General features: G+C 71.1%; 12 protein-coding genes. 3 read left to right on the top strand and 9 right to left on the bottom strand.

From position 1 onward, the window contains the following. Positions 1-51: 51 nt before the first annotated feature. From RI138_RS29890 to RI138_RS29860, 7 genes are all read right to left on the bottom strand, one after another. Positions 52-1,275, bottom strand: a complete 1,224-nt coding sequence (locus RI138_RS29890) for an aminotransferase class V-fold PLP-dependent enzyme (RefSeq protein ID WP_311122390.1) — start codon at positions 1,273-1,275, stop codon at positions 52-54. After that, positions 1,272-2,609, bottom strand: coding sequence for a pyridoxal-phosphate dependent enzyme (locus RI138_RS29885; RefSeq protein ID WP_311122389.1), 1,338 nt, complete (start codon positions 2,607-2,609; stop codon positions 1,272-1,274). The genes RI138_RS29890 and RI138_RS29885 overlap by 4 nt, the downstream gene beginning before the upstream one ends. Beyond that, positions 2,599-4,101: a Y4yA family PLP-dependent enzyme gene (locus tag RI138_RS29880; RefSeq protein ID WP_311122388.1), complete on the bottom strand. Its 1,503-nt coding sequence runs from the start codon at positions 4,099-4,101 to the stop codon at positions 2,599-2,601. The genes RI138_RS29885 and RI138_RS29880 overlap by 11 nt, the downstream gene beginning before the upstream one ends. 555 nt (positions 4,102-4,656) lie before the next feature. After that, positions 4,657-5,376, bottom strand: a complete 720-nt coding sequence (locus tag RI138_RS29875; protein ID WP_311122387.1) for a zf-HC2 domain-containing protein — start codon at positions 5,374-5,376, stop codon at positions 4,657-4,659. Further along, the gene (locus tag RI138_RS29870; RefSeq protein ID WP_311122386.1) at positions 5,373-5,945 is read right to left on the bottom strand and encodes a sigma-70 family RNA polymerase sigma factor; all 573 of its coding nucleotides are present in this window, start codon (positions 5,943-5,945) and stop codon (positions 5,373-5,375) included. Before RI138_RS29870 ends, RI138_RS29875 begins: the two co-directional genes overlap by 4 nt. A 115-nt stretch (positions 5,946-6,060) precedes the next feature. Further along, entirely contained in the window at positions 6,061-7,065 is a 1,005-nt protein-coding gene (locus RI138_RS29865) for a DUF1996 domain-containing protein (protein ID WP_311122385.1), read from the bottom strand. Between the two features lie 88 nt (positions 7,066-7,153). Further along, positions 7,154-8,089, bottom strand: a complete 936-nt coding sequence (locus tag RI138_RS29860) for a CHRD domain-containing protein (protein WP_311122384.1) — start codon at positions 8,087-8,089, stop codon at positions 7,154-7,156. A gap of 205 nt (positions 8,090-8,294) precedes the next feature. On the opposite strand from RI138_RS29860, the gene RI138_RS29855 reads away from it, so the two are divergent. The 3 genes from RI138_RS29855 (at position 8,295) to RI138_RS29845 (ending at position 9,979) form a co-directional block, all read left to right on the top strand. Next, positions 8,295-8,774, top strand: a complete 480-nt coding sequence (locus tag RI138_RS29855; protein WP_311122383.1) for a COG4315 family predicted lipoprotein — start codon at positions 8,295-8,297, stop codon at positions 8,772-8,774. Positions 8,775-8,912: 138 nt separating this feature from the next. Continuing rightward, a complete protein-coding gene (locus RI138_RS29850; RefSeq protein ID WP_311122382.1) occupies positions 8,913-9,245 on the top strand; it encodes a hypothetical protein in 333 nt (110 codons plus the stop codon). Between the two features lie 119 nt (positions 9,246-9,364). Then, complete coding sequence (locus RI138_RS29845; protein ID WP_311122381.1) at positions 9,365-9,979, top strand: hypothetical protein; 615 nt, start codon at positions 9,365-9,367, stop codon at positions 9,977-9,979. Positions 9,980-10,159: 180 nt separating this feature from the next. Here the strand turns inward: RI138_RS29845 and RI138_RS29840 are convergent, their stop codons facing one another. Continuing rightward, positions 10,160-14,557, bottom strand: coding sequence for an FtsK/SpoIIIE domain-containing protein (locus RI138_RS29840; protein WP_311122380.1), 4,398 nt, complete (start codon positions 14,555-14,557; stop codon positions 10,160-10,162). Between the two features lie 92 nt (positions 14,558-14,649). Further along, positions 14,650-14,946: a WXG100 family type VII secretion target gene (locus tag RI138_RS29835; RefSeq protein ID WP_311122379.1), complete on the bottom strand. Its 297-nt coding sequence runs from the start codon at positions 14,944-14,946 to the stop codon at positions 14,650-14,652. Positions 14,947-15,026: the final 80 nt, after the last annotated feature.

Genomic DNA, 15,026 nt, shown 5'->3' with positions numbered 1-15,026 from the left:
CCGTGCGGGGCACCGACGAATCTACAGGTGGTAACGATTATCAGTTGCCATTCAAGTCAACGACGCGAGGACGGTCAGCAGCCGGTCGATCTCCGCCACGGTGTTGTACACGTGCAGGCTCACACGCACCGAAGCGTCCCGAGGATCGGCTCCGGCCTGGCAAAGGCTGTCTGCGCGCACCATGAAGCCGTGGCTGTAAAGAATGAACCCGAGATCGTCCGAGGGGATGTCGCGGTGCCGGAAGGCGACGATGCCGTGTCGGCGCTGCGCGGCGGGGAGTGCGGAGTCGGCGGACAGGCTCAGCTGACAACCGAGGACCTCGTACGGGCCCAGGCGCCCGAGCCGGTCCGTCAAGCGGGTGGTGAGCATGGTCGTCCAGTGCTCGACGCGCTCCGGTCCGACCGTGTCGAGCCAGTCGAGAGCGGCCCGCAGCGAGACGATGCCCGCCGTGTTGGGCGTACCCTGCCAGCCGCCCGGCCGGAACACCGGCCCCCGCGCGTTGCGCGCCCAGATCACCCCCGAGCCGGGCAGAGCCATCGCCTTGTGCCCCGAGAAGACCACGAAGTCCACGTCGAGGGACGGATCGTCGAGGTGGACGGGCAGGTGGCCGACGCTCTGCGCCGCGTCCAGACAGATGGCCACGTCCGGGCCGACCGCTTCGCGGATGCGGTGCACGTTCATGTCGCCGCCGTAGACGTGGTGGACGTGGGTGGCGGCCACGAAGCGGGTCCGCGGGCCCACGGCCTGGGCCAGGGCCAGGTGGTCGTAGTCTCCGGAGACCGCTTGGTACGGCAGCGCCTGCACCCGCACCTCGACGCCGCGCTCGGCCAGCAGCTGCCGGGCCTCTGTCCAGGGGTCGAGATTGGCCCGGTGGTCGGCGTACGGCACGAGGATCTCGTCCCCGTCGGTGAGGTACGCCACGAGCCAGTCACGGGCGACGGTACGCAGGCCCTCGGTGGTGCCGCTGGTGAAGTGGACGCCGGAGCGGCCCGGTTCGGGGTCGTGGAGGAACTCCTTGACCCGTTCCCGGGTCGACTGCACCAGTTCCGTTGTCCGGTTGGCCCAGGGGTAGGTGCCGCGGCCGGCGTTGGCGTTCGACGTCGTGAGGTAGGTCTGTACGGCCTCCAGTACGGCACGTGGCTTCTGGGACGTGGCCGCGCTGTCGAGGTAGGCCAGCTCCGGGTGCGCGGTGACGATGGGGAACTGTTCCCTCGCTTCCTGCTGCCAGCGCGGGTTCTCAGGGTCTGCGGAGGGAAGCGGGCCTGCCGGGCTCATTCGCGCACCAGCGGTGCGCCCGCGTCCCGCCAGGCGATGATCCCGCCGTCCAGACTGCGGGCGTCCGGGTGGCCCATCCGCTTCAGCGCGGCAGCGTAGCGCAGTGATTTCTCGCCGACGGGACAGGCGAGCAGCACGGGAGTGCGCTTGCTGAAGGGGAGCCCGCCACGGAGCAGGTCCTCGAACACCTCGTCGACGATGTTGACCGAGCCCTCGATGTGGAGGGCGGCATAGGCGTGCGGGCTGCGCAGGTCGACGACGAGTGGCCGGGGATCGCCCTCGGCAGACCAGCGCCGGGCGTCGTCCACCCCGATGACGCGAGCCTCCGCACGGGCCTCGGCGTCGGTGACGGCCGTCGCGGACCGCTCCTGGGCCGTCCGGCCCAGGAGTTCCGGGCGCCGCTGACGCACGTAGCCGAGATAGCTCTCGGCCCGGTCGCACACGATGAACACCGCCGTGCGGCGCTGCCCCGTCCCGTCCAGCTCGCCGTCGGCGTACCGCAGCTGCCGAACCGTCCCTTGGTAGGCGGCGCCGCCGGTCGGTCCGCTCAGCAGTCCGCAGCGGCGGATCAGGGTGATCATCCCGTCGATGGCCTCGTCCGAGGTGACCGACTCGATGGTGTCGTACGTCGCCGGGTCGAACAGGCCGACCTCGTGGACCTCGTCGATGGTGCGGATGCCCGGTATGAAGTCCGATTTGTGGGCGACCAGGCCGAGGACCCGTACGCGCGGGTCGTGCTCGCGCAGGACCTTGGCGACACCGGTCGACGAACCGGCCGTACCCACGCAGGCGATGAACCAGTCCGGTGCCCGCCCGTCCAGATCCTTCACGATCTCGGGCCCGGTGCCCTCCGCGTGGGCCTCGACGTTACGGGGGTTGAAGTACTGGTCGGTGTGCAGGTACGTGCTCCCCGGGTCGGAGAGCGCCCGGTGGAAGTGCGTCAGCGGGTCGTCCGTGTCGGTCGGATCGAGGCACTCGCTGCGCCCGGGAAGTTCCTCGATCTCGGCACCGATGAGCAGCAGGAGTTCCTTGATCTCGGGTACGCGCATGCGGTTGGTGACGCTCTTGAACCTCACTCCGTGCATACCGGCCAGCAGGGCCAGCGCCTTGGCCGTGTTGCCGCTGGAAAGCTCCACGAGCGTTCCGTCACCCCCGGTGGCAGCCTCCAGGTGGGACCGGGCCATGTGCCAGGCGGGCCGGTCCTTGACGGACCCGAACGGATTGAGCATCTCCAGTTTGGCGTAGAGGTCGATGTTGCGCAGTCCGTGCACGGCGGGATCGATGCGCACCAGAGGCGTGTTGCCTATGGCCTCGGTGATGCTGTCATACCTCATCCGACTGCTCCCCCACGGGTGTGATCGGCCAGTAGTCCTCGTCCGGGCACCAGTGCCAGGACTCGCCCCGCCGCTCCACCGCGACCGTCCGCGCGACGGGCTGCCGCTGCGCGTGATGGGCGCGGAAGTCCATGGCATAGCCGACGGTGTTGACGAAGGCCAGCAGATCCCCCGCCCGCGGCAGCCGGGGCAGGAAGACCAAGCGCCGAGTGATGAGGTCACCTTCCAGGCAGAGGTTGCCCGCGAGGTAGACACCGACCGGCTCCCCGTCACCGGGGGCGGCTTCACCTCGCGGCAGCAGGACGGGGTCCACCAGGACGCCGTGCTCCTCCAGGCTCATGTCGCCCGCGTTCATGGCGAGCTGCACCAGGTACTGCCCGGAGCCCGTGTCCACGGGACGTACGTCCAGCACGCGGGCGAGCGAGAGTCCGCACTGGTCGACCAGTGAACGGCCCGGTTCGATGTGCAGGTCGTGGAGGTGCTCCAGCAGGAGGCTGGCGGGCGGTCGGCCCAGCACCGGCGCGGGCAGTGAGAGCAGCTCGTCGAGGTAGCCGGGGCCGGCGGTGGGGCGGTACGCGGGGTACAGCGCGGCGGCACCGCGCACCGTGCCGCCCTCGTTGCGCAGCCCGTATCCGTGACCGCGCCAGGTCAACGGCGGGCGGACGCCGAGCACCGCCTCGGTCAGCGCGGTGGTCCACCGCCCCCATTCCTCCGCCTCGGCGACGTAGCCGACGCCGAATCCGCCCCCGATGTCGAGAGCGCGCGGCGCGAGTCCGCGTGCCCGGCATTCGTCCATGAACAGCACGCACTGCTCCAGCGCCCGCGCCTTCTCCTCGACGCCGGTGGTGTCGAGGTGGTAGGCGGCGCCGACGAACTCCACGGTCTCCGCGTTGCGTTCGAGCGCCGACAGCAGCGCATCCGTGTCCCGTAGCGGAGTGCCGAAACGGCTGCGCCGGGAGAGCAGCCGGGTGCCCGCTCCCCCGGGGCCGGAGGTGTACTCGAACCCCGACAGCCGTACCAGCACGGCGATCCGGCCGAGCCCGTGCGCGCGCAGCAGGCCGGAGAGCCGTTCCAGTTCCCCGGGCGAGTCCAGGCTGACCGTCGCGCCCACGCGGGCCGCCAGCCAGAGGAACGCGGCGTCCTTTGGACCGGTGGCCATGATGCGGTCGCCGGTGAACCCGCATCCCAGTGCGTGCCTCAGCTCGTCCACGGAGGCGACGTCGACGCCGACGGCGGCCGGGTCCTCCGCCGCCAGTCGTCGCAGCAGGGCGCTGGATCGGTTCGCCTTGTGCGCGAAGTACACCCGGCCGGTGAGATGGTGGCGGCCGTAGACGGCGCGGAAGCGGGCGACGTTCTCGGCCACGGCGTCGGGGAGCAGTACGTTGAGCGGCGACCCCAGCACGTCGACGAGCGAGTGCAGAAAGGGCCGGTCCGACAGCAGTGCGGCGAGCGGCGGGTCCACCCTGGGTCTCAGGTATAAGGGCGCGTCCACGTAAGACCCCTCCCGGTGTCGGCCGACCGCCGACGCGACGATCGCTCGGGAGTAGTCGTTTCCAGGTACACCCGCTCCTAAGCGTCACTGGTCCGGTTCCCGGAGCGGAGTCCCGGGCCCGGGAGAGGGTGCTGCGGGCTCGGAGACACAGGCAACGTGCCCGCACACGAACAGGATCGGCCGGGCCTGCTGCCAGTCCGGCGGCTGTTCGCTTGGTCACGTAGCGGTCCACACCAAGTCGCGAGCTCGGCACCTGCTTCGGCCCTCGAAGCAGGAGTCCCGGAGCACCCCTGCCCCTCCTTCTCCGGCAAAGCCGCCACACGCGTCGATGCCCACGTCCGCCAGCTCCTGCGTATCGACTTGTATGAGGTGACAGACGACAACCGTGTACGCCAGCTGACCGGCTGATCCGTGCCGAGTACTGCGTCAGTCTCTGCTGCGTCTCCCCACGCGGGCCGGACTCCGGGGAGACGGGGGCAGGCCGGGCCGAGCCGTCCGAACTCCCGGACCAGTGGGGCCGTTCGCCTCACCGGTCCGGTTCGGGGGCCGCGGGATTCAGACGTCGACGGACACGTACTCCTTGCCCTTGTCGTTCTCGATCACGACCTTCTCCACGTCGTCCATGGGGACGGCCGCCGAGCCGTCGAGGTTGGATCCCTTCGTTTCGTCGCCGACGAGCCAACTACCCGCGATCTCGCGGCTCCCGTCCTTCGCGATGACCACCAAGCGGCAGCGCTCGCCCGCCGGGATGCCCACCACCGAGGTGTTGAGGCGGATCCAGTCGGCCGCCGGGGTCACCCGGAGCCTGATCTCGGTGCCGGTAGAGGCACTGCGGCCCTCCCGGATCGTCACCCCCGTCGGCTTCGCCGGTGGTGGCGGGGTCGCCGTGACCGAGGGTGTCGGGGGGGCCGCCACCGGGGAGTGTTCGCCGGTGTTCTGGCCGATCAGGACACCACTTCCGAGGACGGCTGCCGCCGCGACCGCCGCGACCGCGCCCAGGACCGCCCTGCGCCGCAGCGTCTGCCCGGCGCCTTCGTCGCGGACCTGCCGCAGCGTGCGCTGAAGCAGCAGGTCACCCCCTTCCGGGGGCCCGTCGAGGAACGCCTCCGGGGGCACTTCGCCGAGCGCGGACTCCATCTCCCGCAACCCGTCCAGTTCGTCGTGGCACTTCTGGCAAGACGCCGTGTGTAGGTCGACGGCCCGCACCTCCCGCTCATCGAGCGCTCCGAGGACATAGGCGCCGAGCAGTTCGCTGTCGTGTTCCCTGGTGCTCATACCGCCACCCCCTTCAACGCCACGAGTTCCACTGTCTTGGGTCTGTCCGCGTACATGTCCCGCAGGGCCTTCAACGCATAGTGTGAGCGGGACTTGACCGTACCGGGCGGTATGCCGAGGCTCTGCGCGGCCTCAGCGACGCTTCTGCCCTGGAAATAGATCTCCACGAGCACGTCCCGGTGGTCCGGGGAGAGCTGGTCGAGCGCATCCATGACAACCATCGAGTCGACCACCGCGTCTGCGTGGTCCCGCTCGACGGGCTGGGTGGTCACCGATTCGGCGACCTCCGTAGGGCGCGCCGCCTTGGCCCGGTACCGGTCCGTGATGATGTTGCGGGCCACGGTGAGCAGCCAGCCGCGTACCGATCCCTTGCCGTTGACCAGAGCGTCCGGATGCTTCCAGGCTCGGATCAGGGTTTCCTGGACGACGTCCTCGGCGGCGCTGCGGTCCCCGGTGAGCCGCTGTGCGTACGCCAGCAGGGCTCTGCCGTGTTCCTCGTAGAGGGACCGGATCAGTGCCTCGTCACCGGTGTCCTGTCTCTGCCGACTGCGTGACCACAATGCCGCCATTCATTCTCTCCGTCCTCTCCTGGGCCGACGCGGTGCACACGTATGGCGGGCCGGACCGGTTCAATGCCGGAACCGAGGTGTGATCGATCGCCCGCTGTCGGGTTGGTGCGGGGGGTCACGGAGGTCCGGACTCGCAGTGCCGGCCACCGTTGATGCAGCGCACCAGGGCCGCCATGCGGTCCTCGGTCATCACGTTCACGAATATGGCGTGATCGGTGACCGGATCACGCTGCTGCTCCGGGAACGAGTCGACGGCGAACGGCGTACCCGCCGGTAGCGAATAGGTGAGAGTGATGCGCAGTTGCGGCACGGGAAACGTGGACCGTGGACAGGCGCCGTCCGCGGCGGGGAACTCCGCGTGCGTACGGTGGTCGCGGCTGTCGGTCGCGAGGCCGTTCCAACAGCTCGGGAAGTCCAGGGTGCGGGTCGGTCCGCTGCCCTGCGGACAGCGCACGTAGTTCCGGGCGAACCGGTCCGGGTAGCCGGAACAGCCCCACTGGGCGCGGACGTTCGAGCTCTCCGTGGTGGCCGCGACCGGGTCGCCCGTGATCAGCCGCAGGAAACGGGGCATCCCGACGACCGAGCTGACCGGGTTGCCGCGGAACTCCACCCGTACCGAGGAGGCGGTAACGGCCTCACCGGTGTTCCCGTGGGCGCCGGGGCCGGCCTGGTGGCCCTCGCCGGTACGGTCGAGGCGGCGCAGCACGGGCCAGTAGTACGTGGACCGGTCGCCGCCCGCGCAGGTGGTTCCGGCGGCGGCCAGGCTCCGGTCGGTGGACAAGGCGTCGGTGGAGAGATTGCCGACGTAGTCGTGGGTGTGGTGGGCTCCGTTCACGACGCCGGGGGAGATCACGACGTTGTCCATGTTGTAGTGGCCCTGTTCGTTGCGGCCGCAGTCGACGGTGTACGAACCGGTGGACGCGTCAGGTCCGGCGGCGGGACGCTGGACCGGCACGGCTGCCCCCATGTTCACGTACTTGCTGTCGGCGGGCGCGTTGGACACCCTGACGGCCCCGTCGGCGCCGAACGTCAGGATGCCGAGGAACACCGCCAGCCCGAGCGGTACGGGCAAAATGCCCCAGAACAACCGGGACTTGGAGAAGGGCAGCTTGATCCACACGCAAGCAGAGTGGCACCGGGGGCCGGGGCAGGCAAGATTGCCCGCGCACCCCCCTCAAAAACTTCCATCGGCTCCCCGACGGTGAGCGTCAGAGGAACAGCTGCCCCCGTATGGCGCCGTCGGGGAAATCCCGGGTGTGCACGTTCGAGTAGAAGCCGGTCGGGCTCCCCTTGAGGCGTGCGAGCAGCTCGCCGTCGGGGGTGCTGACGCTGCCGGAGATCGCGAAGACGTTCTTCGGTACGGGAGAGACGAAGAGCGGGAGGCGTACGTCGCCGTTCTCGCCCAGCACACCCTCGTGGATCTGGCCGGCCAGCGGCGGTCCGATGTTCACCCATGCCATGGAGTAGTCGACGCGGTCCGGCCGCGGGCGCAGAAAGGTGGTGCTGTGTCCGTCCGGGTCGCCCGCCGTGCCGGCCTCGCCGGTCGAGACCTCCTGTCCGCCGTCCGCGAGCGCGCGGAGTGTGCCGCCCCTGATGATGCTGAGCGGGTTCACCGGCTTCTCCAGGAGCCGGAGCTGTCCGCGCACCGCGCCGCCGGGAGACTCCTCGGTGTGCAGGTCGATGAAGAAGTCACCGGGGCTGCTGCGCAGGCGCCGGGCGAGCGCGGCGGAGGACATCGAGGTCTGGCCGGCAGCGGAGTTCACCGAGGCGGGCATGGCCGAGCCGAACAACTCGGCCTTCACTCCGCCGTCCTTGCCCTCCTGGCCCTGGTGGAGGTGGCCGCGTGTCGGCCTGCTGATGCCGTTCCAGGTGAGGGCGAAGGTGACCCGGTCGCCCTTGACCTTGACGAGTGCGACGGCCTTGCCGTCCTTGTCCTCCTCGGCGGACCCGTCCTTCCCCTGCACGCCCTGGCCACCGGTGAGCCGAGCGATCATGGAGACCGCCGGTGCCCGCGCCGCTTCGGCGGCGGCCGTCGAGACCCGGGCTCCGGGGCCGTCCTCGGCCGATGCCGGGGCAACACCGGCAAAGCCGGTGAGGCCGGCGACGAGCACGGCGACGCCCGCCGCGGCAGTGAGCCTGCGCATATCTGTCGTCCTTCCGGAAGTTGGTCTCTTGGTGCCCTTCGCGTCGACCAACGCGCGGGCGGCCCGAACGGTTCAACGCCGTTCGCGACGAGGGATGTCGGCAGACCGCGCGGCGCTCTCGCTGAACCCGCGGGGCGAGCGGCACGTGTGGGCCGCGGGGACAACGCCCCGCCGCTCCACACGACGTACGAGAGAGGTCATCACCATGCACGCACGCAAGGCGTTCTTCGCCATCCCCCTGGCCCTGGGACTCGTCGCCTGCGGTTCCGGGAGCGACGGCGCCACCGACAGCGCCGGCGGCCGCAAGGCACCGGGCAGGTCCGCGTCCGGCACCGAGGTCACCGTGGCGAACGTCGAGCTCGGTTCCATCCTGGTCGACGGACGGGGCCGCACCCTGTACGCCTTCACCAAGGACAAGGAGACCACCAGCAACTGTGCGGCGGAGTGCATCGCCGTGTGGCCCGCACTGACGACCCACTCCCCCGCCGCCGCGGGCAAGGGCGTCGAGAGGTCGCTGCTGCGTGAGGCGAGGCAAGCGGGCGGTGCCGTGCAGGTCACGTACGGGGAGTGGCCGCTGTACTACTACGTCGGCGACATGGTGCCGGGCGACGTCAACGGGCAGGGCCTGGACGGCGAGTGGTTCGCCGTGTCGCCCGACGGAAAGCTCGTCCGCAAGCCCGCGTGACCGCCTCCGCGGCCGGCCCCGCCCCGCTCCGCCTCCCGTACGCAGCTGATCCGGCGGCCCGTTGAACCGTTCCGGGCGCGCGGTCGTGTGGAGCGGGGCGGGACGTGCCCGCCGGAGGACGCGTACGAGGGAGGAGCCTTGGCCGAGATCGAGATGCCGGGTGACGAGGTGCAACGTCTCGGCGAACTGCTGGGCCGGGTGGTGGAACTCATCGACACCCGGCCGTCGGGCTACAACCCCGCGGACGTCGGACCACCATTGGTCCGACCCGGCAACGACTTCGACGAAGCGTGGAAGGACGGGCGCGTGCAGGTCAAGCGGAACAGCAAGGACCTCAAGGACGGCTGCGACGCCATCGTGAAGGCATTCGCCGAGTTCGACAGCCAGATGGGCTCCTCGCTCAAGGAGGGCGGCAGCCCGAGCGGGGGCCGGGACGCGACGAACAGCGGGGGCGGACCCCGGCCGTCCTAGGACCCCGGCCGCCCCAGGGCGACGGGTCGGGCGCCTCCCCGCCTGCCCGGCGCGTCACCAGTCCCCGCCTGCCCGGCCCTCATGAACCCTGCCCGAAACCGACTGAGGAGAACGGTCCCATGACCACTGGTTCGCACACCTTCGGGATCGCCATCCCGGAGAACTGGACGGAGTACGACCTGCACGGGGACACCCTGGCCGTGCGCCGCGCCGAGATGCTGCGGCACGCTCCGCGCAAGGAGACCCGGGACGCCATCAACCAGACGTTCCGCAGCGCGCGACGGATCATGGAAGGTGCTCGCATGCGCGGCGCCGTCTATGCGGCGGGCACGACCGCCATGTACGAGGACGGTCTGCTGATGGCCGGCCTCATGGTCTTCAGCGTGAAACCGCCTCCCGGCGAGGACTTCTCCGCGACGGGCATCGCCGGGCAGTTTTCGGCCACCGGGGGCCGCAGGCGCAAGGGTCCCGACCGCACCCTCACCACGGTGACGCTGCCGGGTGTCGGTCCGGTCGGCCGGATGTCCGGCATCGAGGAGACGGAAATCTCCGACGGCGTCTCGTACACGATGGTGGTGACGCACACGTTCGTGCCGGTACCCGGTGGCGAGCGGGTCCTGGTCATCACCTGCTTCAGCCCGAACATCCCGCTCGCCGAGCCGCTGTGCGACCTCTTCGACGCCATCACCTCGACGTTCGCCTTCGGCGAGGAGGCTCCGGTGGCCGCCGGCTGACCGGCGGTGCTCCTGCGGAGGGCCCTGCCGTTCCTTGGAGGAGCGGCAGGGCCCTCTTCGTGTGCGTGTGCCGGGCCCCGGGAGCGCCGAGAGCCGGGAAGCCCCCCCTCCCCCGGTGACCGGGGCAGTGCGGAGACCTCCCGGCCCTGCGCTGTGGTGCGGTGGTACGCCGTGCGTCGGTCAGTCCACCGTGGTCGCGGGGACGCGGACCGTGGTGAAGCGGCCGTCGCCGAGCTGCAGATGGGCGCGGCCGGGTTCGGTGTCCTGCCCCATGAGACCGCGCGGCAGACGCGTCCCCACGAGTTCGCCGTCGCCCATCAGCCGGGGCGCGAGCAGTGCGCCACAGCGGTTGCGGCGTACAGCGGCCTGCCAGCCGCCGATGCCGCCGAGCAGCGCCTCGTTGTTGCCGGCCACGATCAGCCCCCAGCCGTCCCCGGCGCTGCCGCGTGCGAGCGCGACGAAGTCGGTGTCGAGCTCGGAGTTGATCATCATTTCCGCGTCGTCGACGAGGATGGCTCCGGCCGGGCTGTCGACCTTGCCGAGTGCGGCCCGGAAGTCGGCGACGGCGACATCGGCGTCGGTGAAGACCTCCACCACGCCGGGCTGTCCGGCGAGGCCGCGCAGCGGTGAACTGCGTGGCGCGATCACCACGATCTTCGTGCCGGTATCGGTCAGGGACTTCGCCATGGTGAGCAGCACCGTGCTCCGTCCGGACCTCGGTGGGCCGGCGATCACGAAGGACGGCACCCGCGACAGGTCGGTGCCGATGGCGGCGAGTTCGTCGCCGCCCACACCGATCATCGCCCACAGCGGAGAGGTGTTCCGCGGCCTGCGCGCGAGAGCCGTCGCGAAATCCAGCTCGTCGGGCAGCACGTCCACACGGAACGGTCTGCGCTCGGCGGGTATGTCGGCGTCGCGTTCCGCGACACGTTCGGCGAGTGCGGCGAGTGCCTGGGCCTGACCCGCGCCGGTGGCGTCGGTCCGTCCGGTGCCGGGGACCAGCGCGACCTGGGCGCTGTTGGTGTCCTTGGCGATGACGGCGCGGCCGGCCGGAAGTCCCTCGGGGACGTTGCGGGCGTTGAGGCCCACCATCGAGTAGTCGGCTCGGTCGTTGCAGCGCAGTACCAGCTTGTCCTCGGTGCAGGCGGAGAACCGGCTCTGGCCGAGGATTCGGTCGCCGGCCGGGACCAGATGCACACCGACACTCGCGCCCTCGCGCATCAGGAGGGTCATGGCGTCCATCAGACTGCCCTGGTCGTAGTTGGCGAAGTCCCGCTCGAATGCCTCGAACCGGTCGACGAGCAGCAGGATGTGCGGGGGCCGCTCCTCCTCGGGCAGGACGCGGCGCAACTCCGCGAGATCGGAGACACCCCGCCTGCCGAGGAGTTCACGGCGGCGGCCGACCTCGGCCGTCAAGCGGTTCAGCAGGCGGGCCACCCGTTCGACCTGGCCCCGGTCCACCACCGCCCCGCAGTGGGGCAGCACGCCGAGTGCCTGGAGGGCTCCGTTGCCGCAGTCGAGTCCGTACAGGTGGACGTCGGCGCACCTGTGTGCTCCGGCGAGAGCGGCGGCGAGGGTGCGCAGCGTCTGGGACCGGCCGCTGCGCGGCGACCCGACGACGAACAGATGGCCCATCTCGTCCAGATCGAAGGCGAGCCGGTCCCGTGTCTGCTCGGTCGGTACGTCGATGAGTCCGAATGCCACCGGGGCGAGCCGGCCGTCCTCCGGCGCCTCGCCCTCCTCGGGCGGCGTGGGCAGGTCGGTGAGGGCGAGGGTGTCGGGCAAGGGGGGCAGCCAGGGGCGCCGGGCCGGCGGCACGGCGAGCCGGGTGGCCGCCTCGCGTACCGCGTCGACCAGCACCGACAGGTCGGTGATCGGCTGGAAGGCGTCCTCCTGGGTGTCCGGCCGCGGCATCGGTGCGCCGAGCGCCTCCCAGTGGAGTTCGGTGAGCACCGGCGCCGGGCGGTCCTCGTCCGCGGCCGGGGCGTCGGGGCGACGGCCGCCGATCCGGCCGGTCTGGAAGGGGAGCAGCGCCGCGTGACCGAGCCTGGCGTGTGCGCGGCCGGGAGTGCGCGGGGAGAGCTGCCCGGAGTCGGGGGCGTCGATGATGTCGCGGCTCTCGCCGGTGTCGGTGGTGCGCAGCGCGATCCGCAGGTTGGTGTTGGCACGGATGTCGGCGGTGACCGCTCCGGAGGGCCGTTGGGTGGCGAGGATCAGGTGGATGCCGAGGGAGCGGCCCCGCTGGGCGATGTTGACGAGCCCGGAGACGAAGTCGGGAAGTTCGCGCACCATGGAGGCGAACTCGTCGATGACGAGGACGAGCCGGGGCATGGGGGCGAGGTCGGTGCTGCGGGTGCGCTTGTCGGTGTAGTCGTCGATGTCCTTCGCTCCGGCCCGGGCGAGGATGTGCTCGCGCCGCTTCAGCTCGGCGCCGAGGGAGACCAGGGCCCGCCCCACCAGATGGGTGTCCAGATCGGTGACCATGCCGACGGTGTGCGGCAGGTCCTCGCACTCGGCGAAGGCGCTGCCGCCCTTGTAGTCGACGAGGACGAAGTTCAGCTCGTCGGGCCGGTTGGCGACGGCGAGGCTCGCCACCAGGGACTGGAGCAGTTCGGACTTGCCGGAGCCGGTGGTGCCGGCGATCAGTCCGTGCGGCCCGTCGGCGGCCAGGTCGACGGCGAACGGGCCGTCCACACCCTCGCCGATCACGGCGCGGGTGCTGCGGGCGGTGATCACCCAGCGGGCGGCGACGGCGTCGGGGGTGGGCGGTTCGAGGCCGAGCACGTCGAGGAGCCGGGCGGACGCGGGCAGCAGGTTCTCGTCGGCGTCGTCGCCCACGTCGCGGATCGGCGCGAGCGCGCGGGCCACGCCCACGCACCACGACCGGGTGGGCGCGTCCATGCGGACCTCGTCGACGGGGTCGGCGTGGTCGTGTTCGGCACGCAGCCACTTCGGCCCGGCCAGGGCTACGGCGCGGCACTCCTCGGGCAGGAGCCGGGCCTCGTCGTCCACGCAGAGCGCGTACACGCCGACGGCCGGTCCGTCGCGGAGGATCTGGATGACGCCGGGCAGCGAGCGGAGCCTGCGGGCGCCGTCGAGGACGACCAGGAGGTCGGGTTCGCCCACGGCGCCGCCCCGCGGCGCCCGGTCGCCGGCCTGCTGCCGGGCGGCGATCACGGCGGTGATCTCGGCGATGCGGCGTCCCACGGACTCGGCGCTCGCACCGACCAGGGAGATGGTGTCCTCACCGAGCGGAGCGCAGTGCGGCAGCCAGTGCACCCAGGACCACCGTTCCGCACCGCCGGTGCCGGACAGTACGCAGATCCGCAGGTCGGAGGGGCTGTGCAGGACGGCGGCCTGGGCGATCAGCCAGCGCACCAGCGGCTCGGCGGCGGCGCCTCCGGCGACGCCCATGACGCCCGAGGAGCGCAGCGGCACGGTCACGGGCACGGCGTGCGTGGTGCGGTCGACCCGGCGGCGGTGTTCCGGCTCGGCGGGGTCCTGGAGCTCCACGTAGGCGGGGCGGTCGGCGACGCCGAGACGCATCAGCAGGAAGTCGTCGTCGCGCCAGCGGCGCTCCCACAGCCGCTGCCGCGGGCCGGTGGCGATCAGCAGGGTCGAGGCCGGGTCCGGGGCGGCGAGGCGGCGGGCGTGCTGTTCGGCGAGCACCGCCTCGTCCACGTCCTGTTCCAGAACGGCCTTCTTCTCCTCGTACTCCTTGAGCTGGTCCTCGTAACTCTCCTTTCCACGACGTTTGTTGGAGAACTGGGAGATGAGGGCGACAACCGGGGAGAGGACGCCGAAGATCAGGAACCTGGGGTTGTTGAAGAAGAGGAACGAGACGCCGGCCAGCATCAGCGGCGCGAAGATCAGCACGAGCTGGAGCTTGTTGCGGGCAGGTTTGCCGGGCGGTACGGGGAGCTGGAAGCGGTTGTTCACGGGTGGGGGCAGCAGCCGGGGCGGCCGGTTGTAGTCGAGTCCCACGCCGTCGTCGGAGGGCTGGAGGGCGGCGTCGGGCACGGAGGGCGCGGACAGTTCGAGCAGGACCGGGCCGACGGTGAGGACGCCGCCGAGCGGCCATGGCGTCCAGTCCCGCGCCTCGGTGCCGTCCCGGGCGACGCCGTCCTGGTCGGCCGCGCGTACGGTGGCGGTGCCGTCGGCGTGCACCTTCAGGCGGGCCGCGGTCTTCGCGAGTCCTTCGGCGCGGAGCTGGATGCGGCAGGAAGCGGCCGATCCGATTTCGTAGTCACCGGGCGACAGCCGGAACACCACTCCGGCGTCGGCGCCGCCGACGCCGCGCAGTTCCACGACGCCGTCCGGCTCGGGGCCCGCCTCGGGTGCGGGAGCGTCCAGGGACAGCAGGCTGCCGGAGCGCAGGGCAGCGGCCGCCATCGGCTGGTCGGCGGGCAGCGGGGTCGCACCGTGGTAGAGGACGGGCGGTGTGTCCGGGGAGCCGCCGCGCAGCCGTCGGTACAGTTGCTCGGCGAGTTCGCCCGCGGGGGCCTCGGGGTCGGCCTCGATCATGATGTCCGCGGTCTGGCCCTGTTCCGGGTCGACGGCGGTGACGGTCAGACGCATCGTCAGTGCTCCTTGGGCACGGGGGTCGCCAGGGGTGCGGACGTGCCGGCCGGGCCGTGGAGGGGCTCTGCCCGGCCGGCCGCCCGGTCGGATCACTTGCGGAGGCTGGCGCCCATCTCGGAGTCGAACTGGGTCATGCCCTCGCCGTACTTCTTGACGTACTCGGAGATGCCGGTGAGGCCCTCGGTGACCTTGCCGTAGTTGTCCATGTACTCCTGCACGAAGGGCTGGAAGTCGTTCCTCGCCGACGGGGTGTTGTAGCCGTCGGCGGTGAGGGCGTCCAGATCGGCCTTGATCTTGTTGAGCTGGGCGACCGCGATCTCGTACTCGTTCATGGTCTGCGAGGCGGCGGCGCTGGTCTTCTCGTCGTTGACGATGTAATCGGCCATCGGGAGGTCTCCTGTTTCCACGTCGGCTGGGCGGGTTGTCTTTCGATGGGCCGTTCGTCGACCCGCGCCCTACACACGAG

This window comes from Streptomyces durocortorensis (assembly GCF_031760065.1).
In the GTDB taxonomy this organism is placed as follows: domain Bacteria; phylum Actinomycetota; class Actinomycetes; order Streptomycetales; family Streptomycetaceae; genus Streptomyces.
The sequence above is the reverse complement of the archived record's forward strand: the minus strand, read 5'-3'. Positions and strand labels throughout refer to the sequence as shown.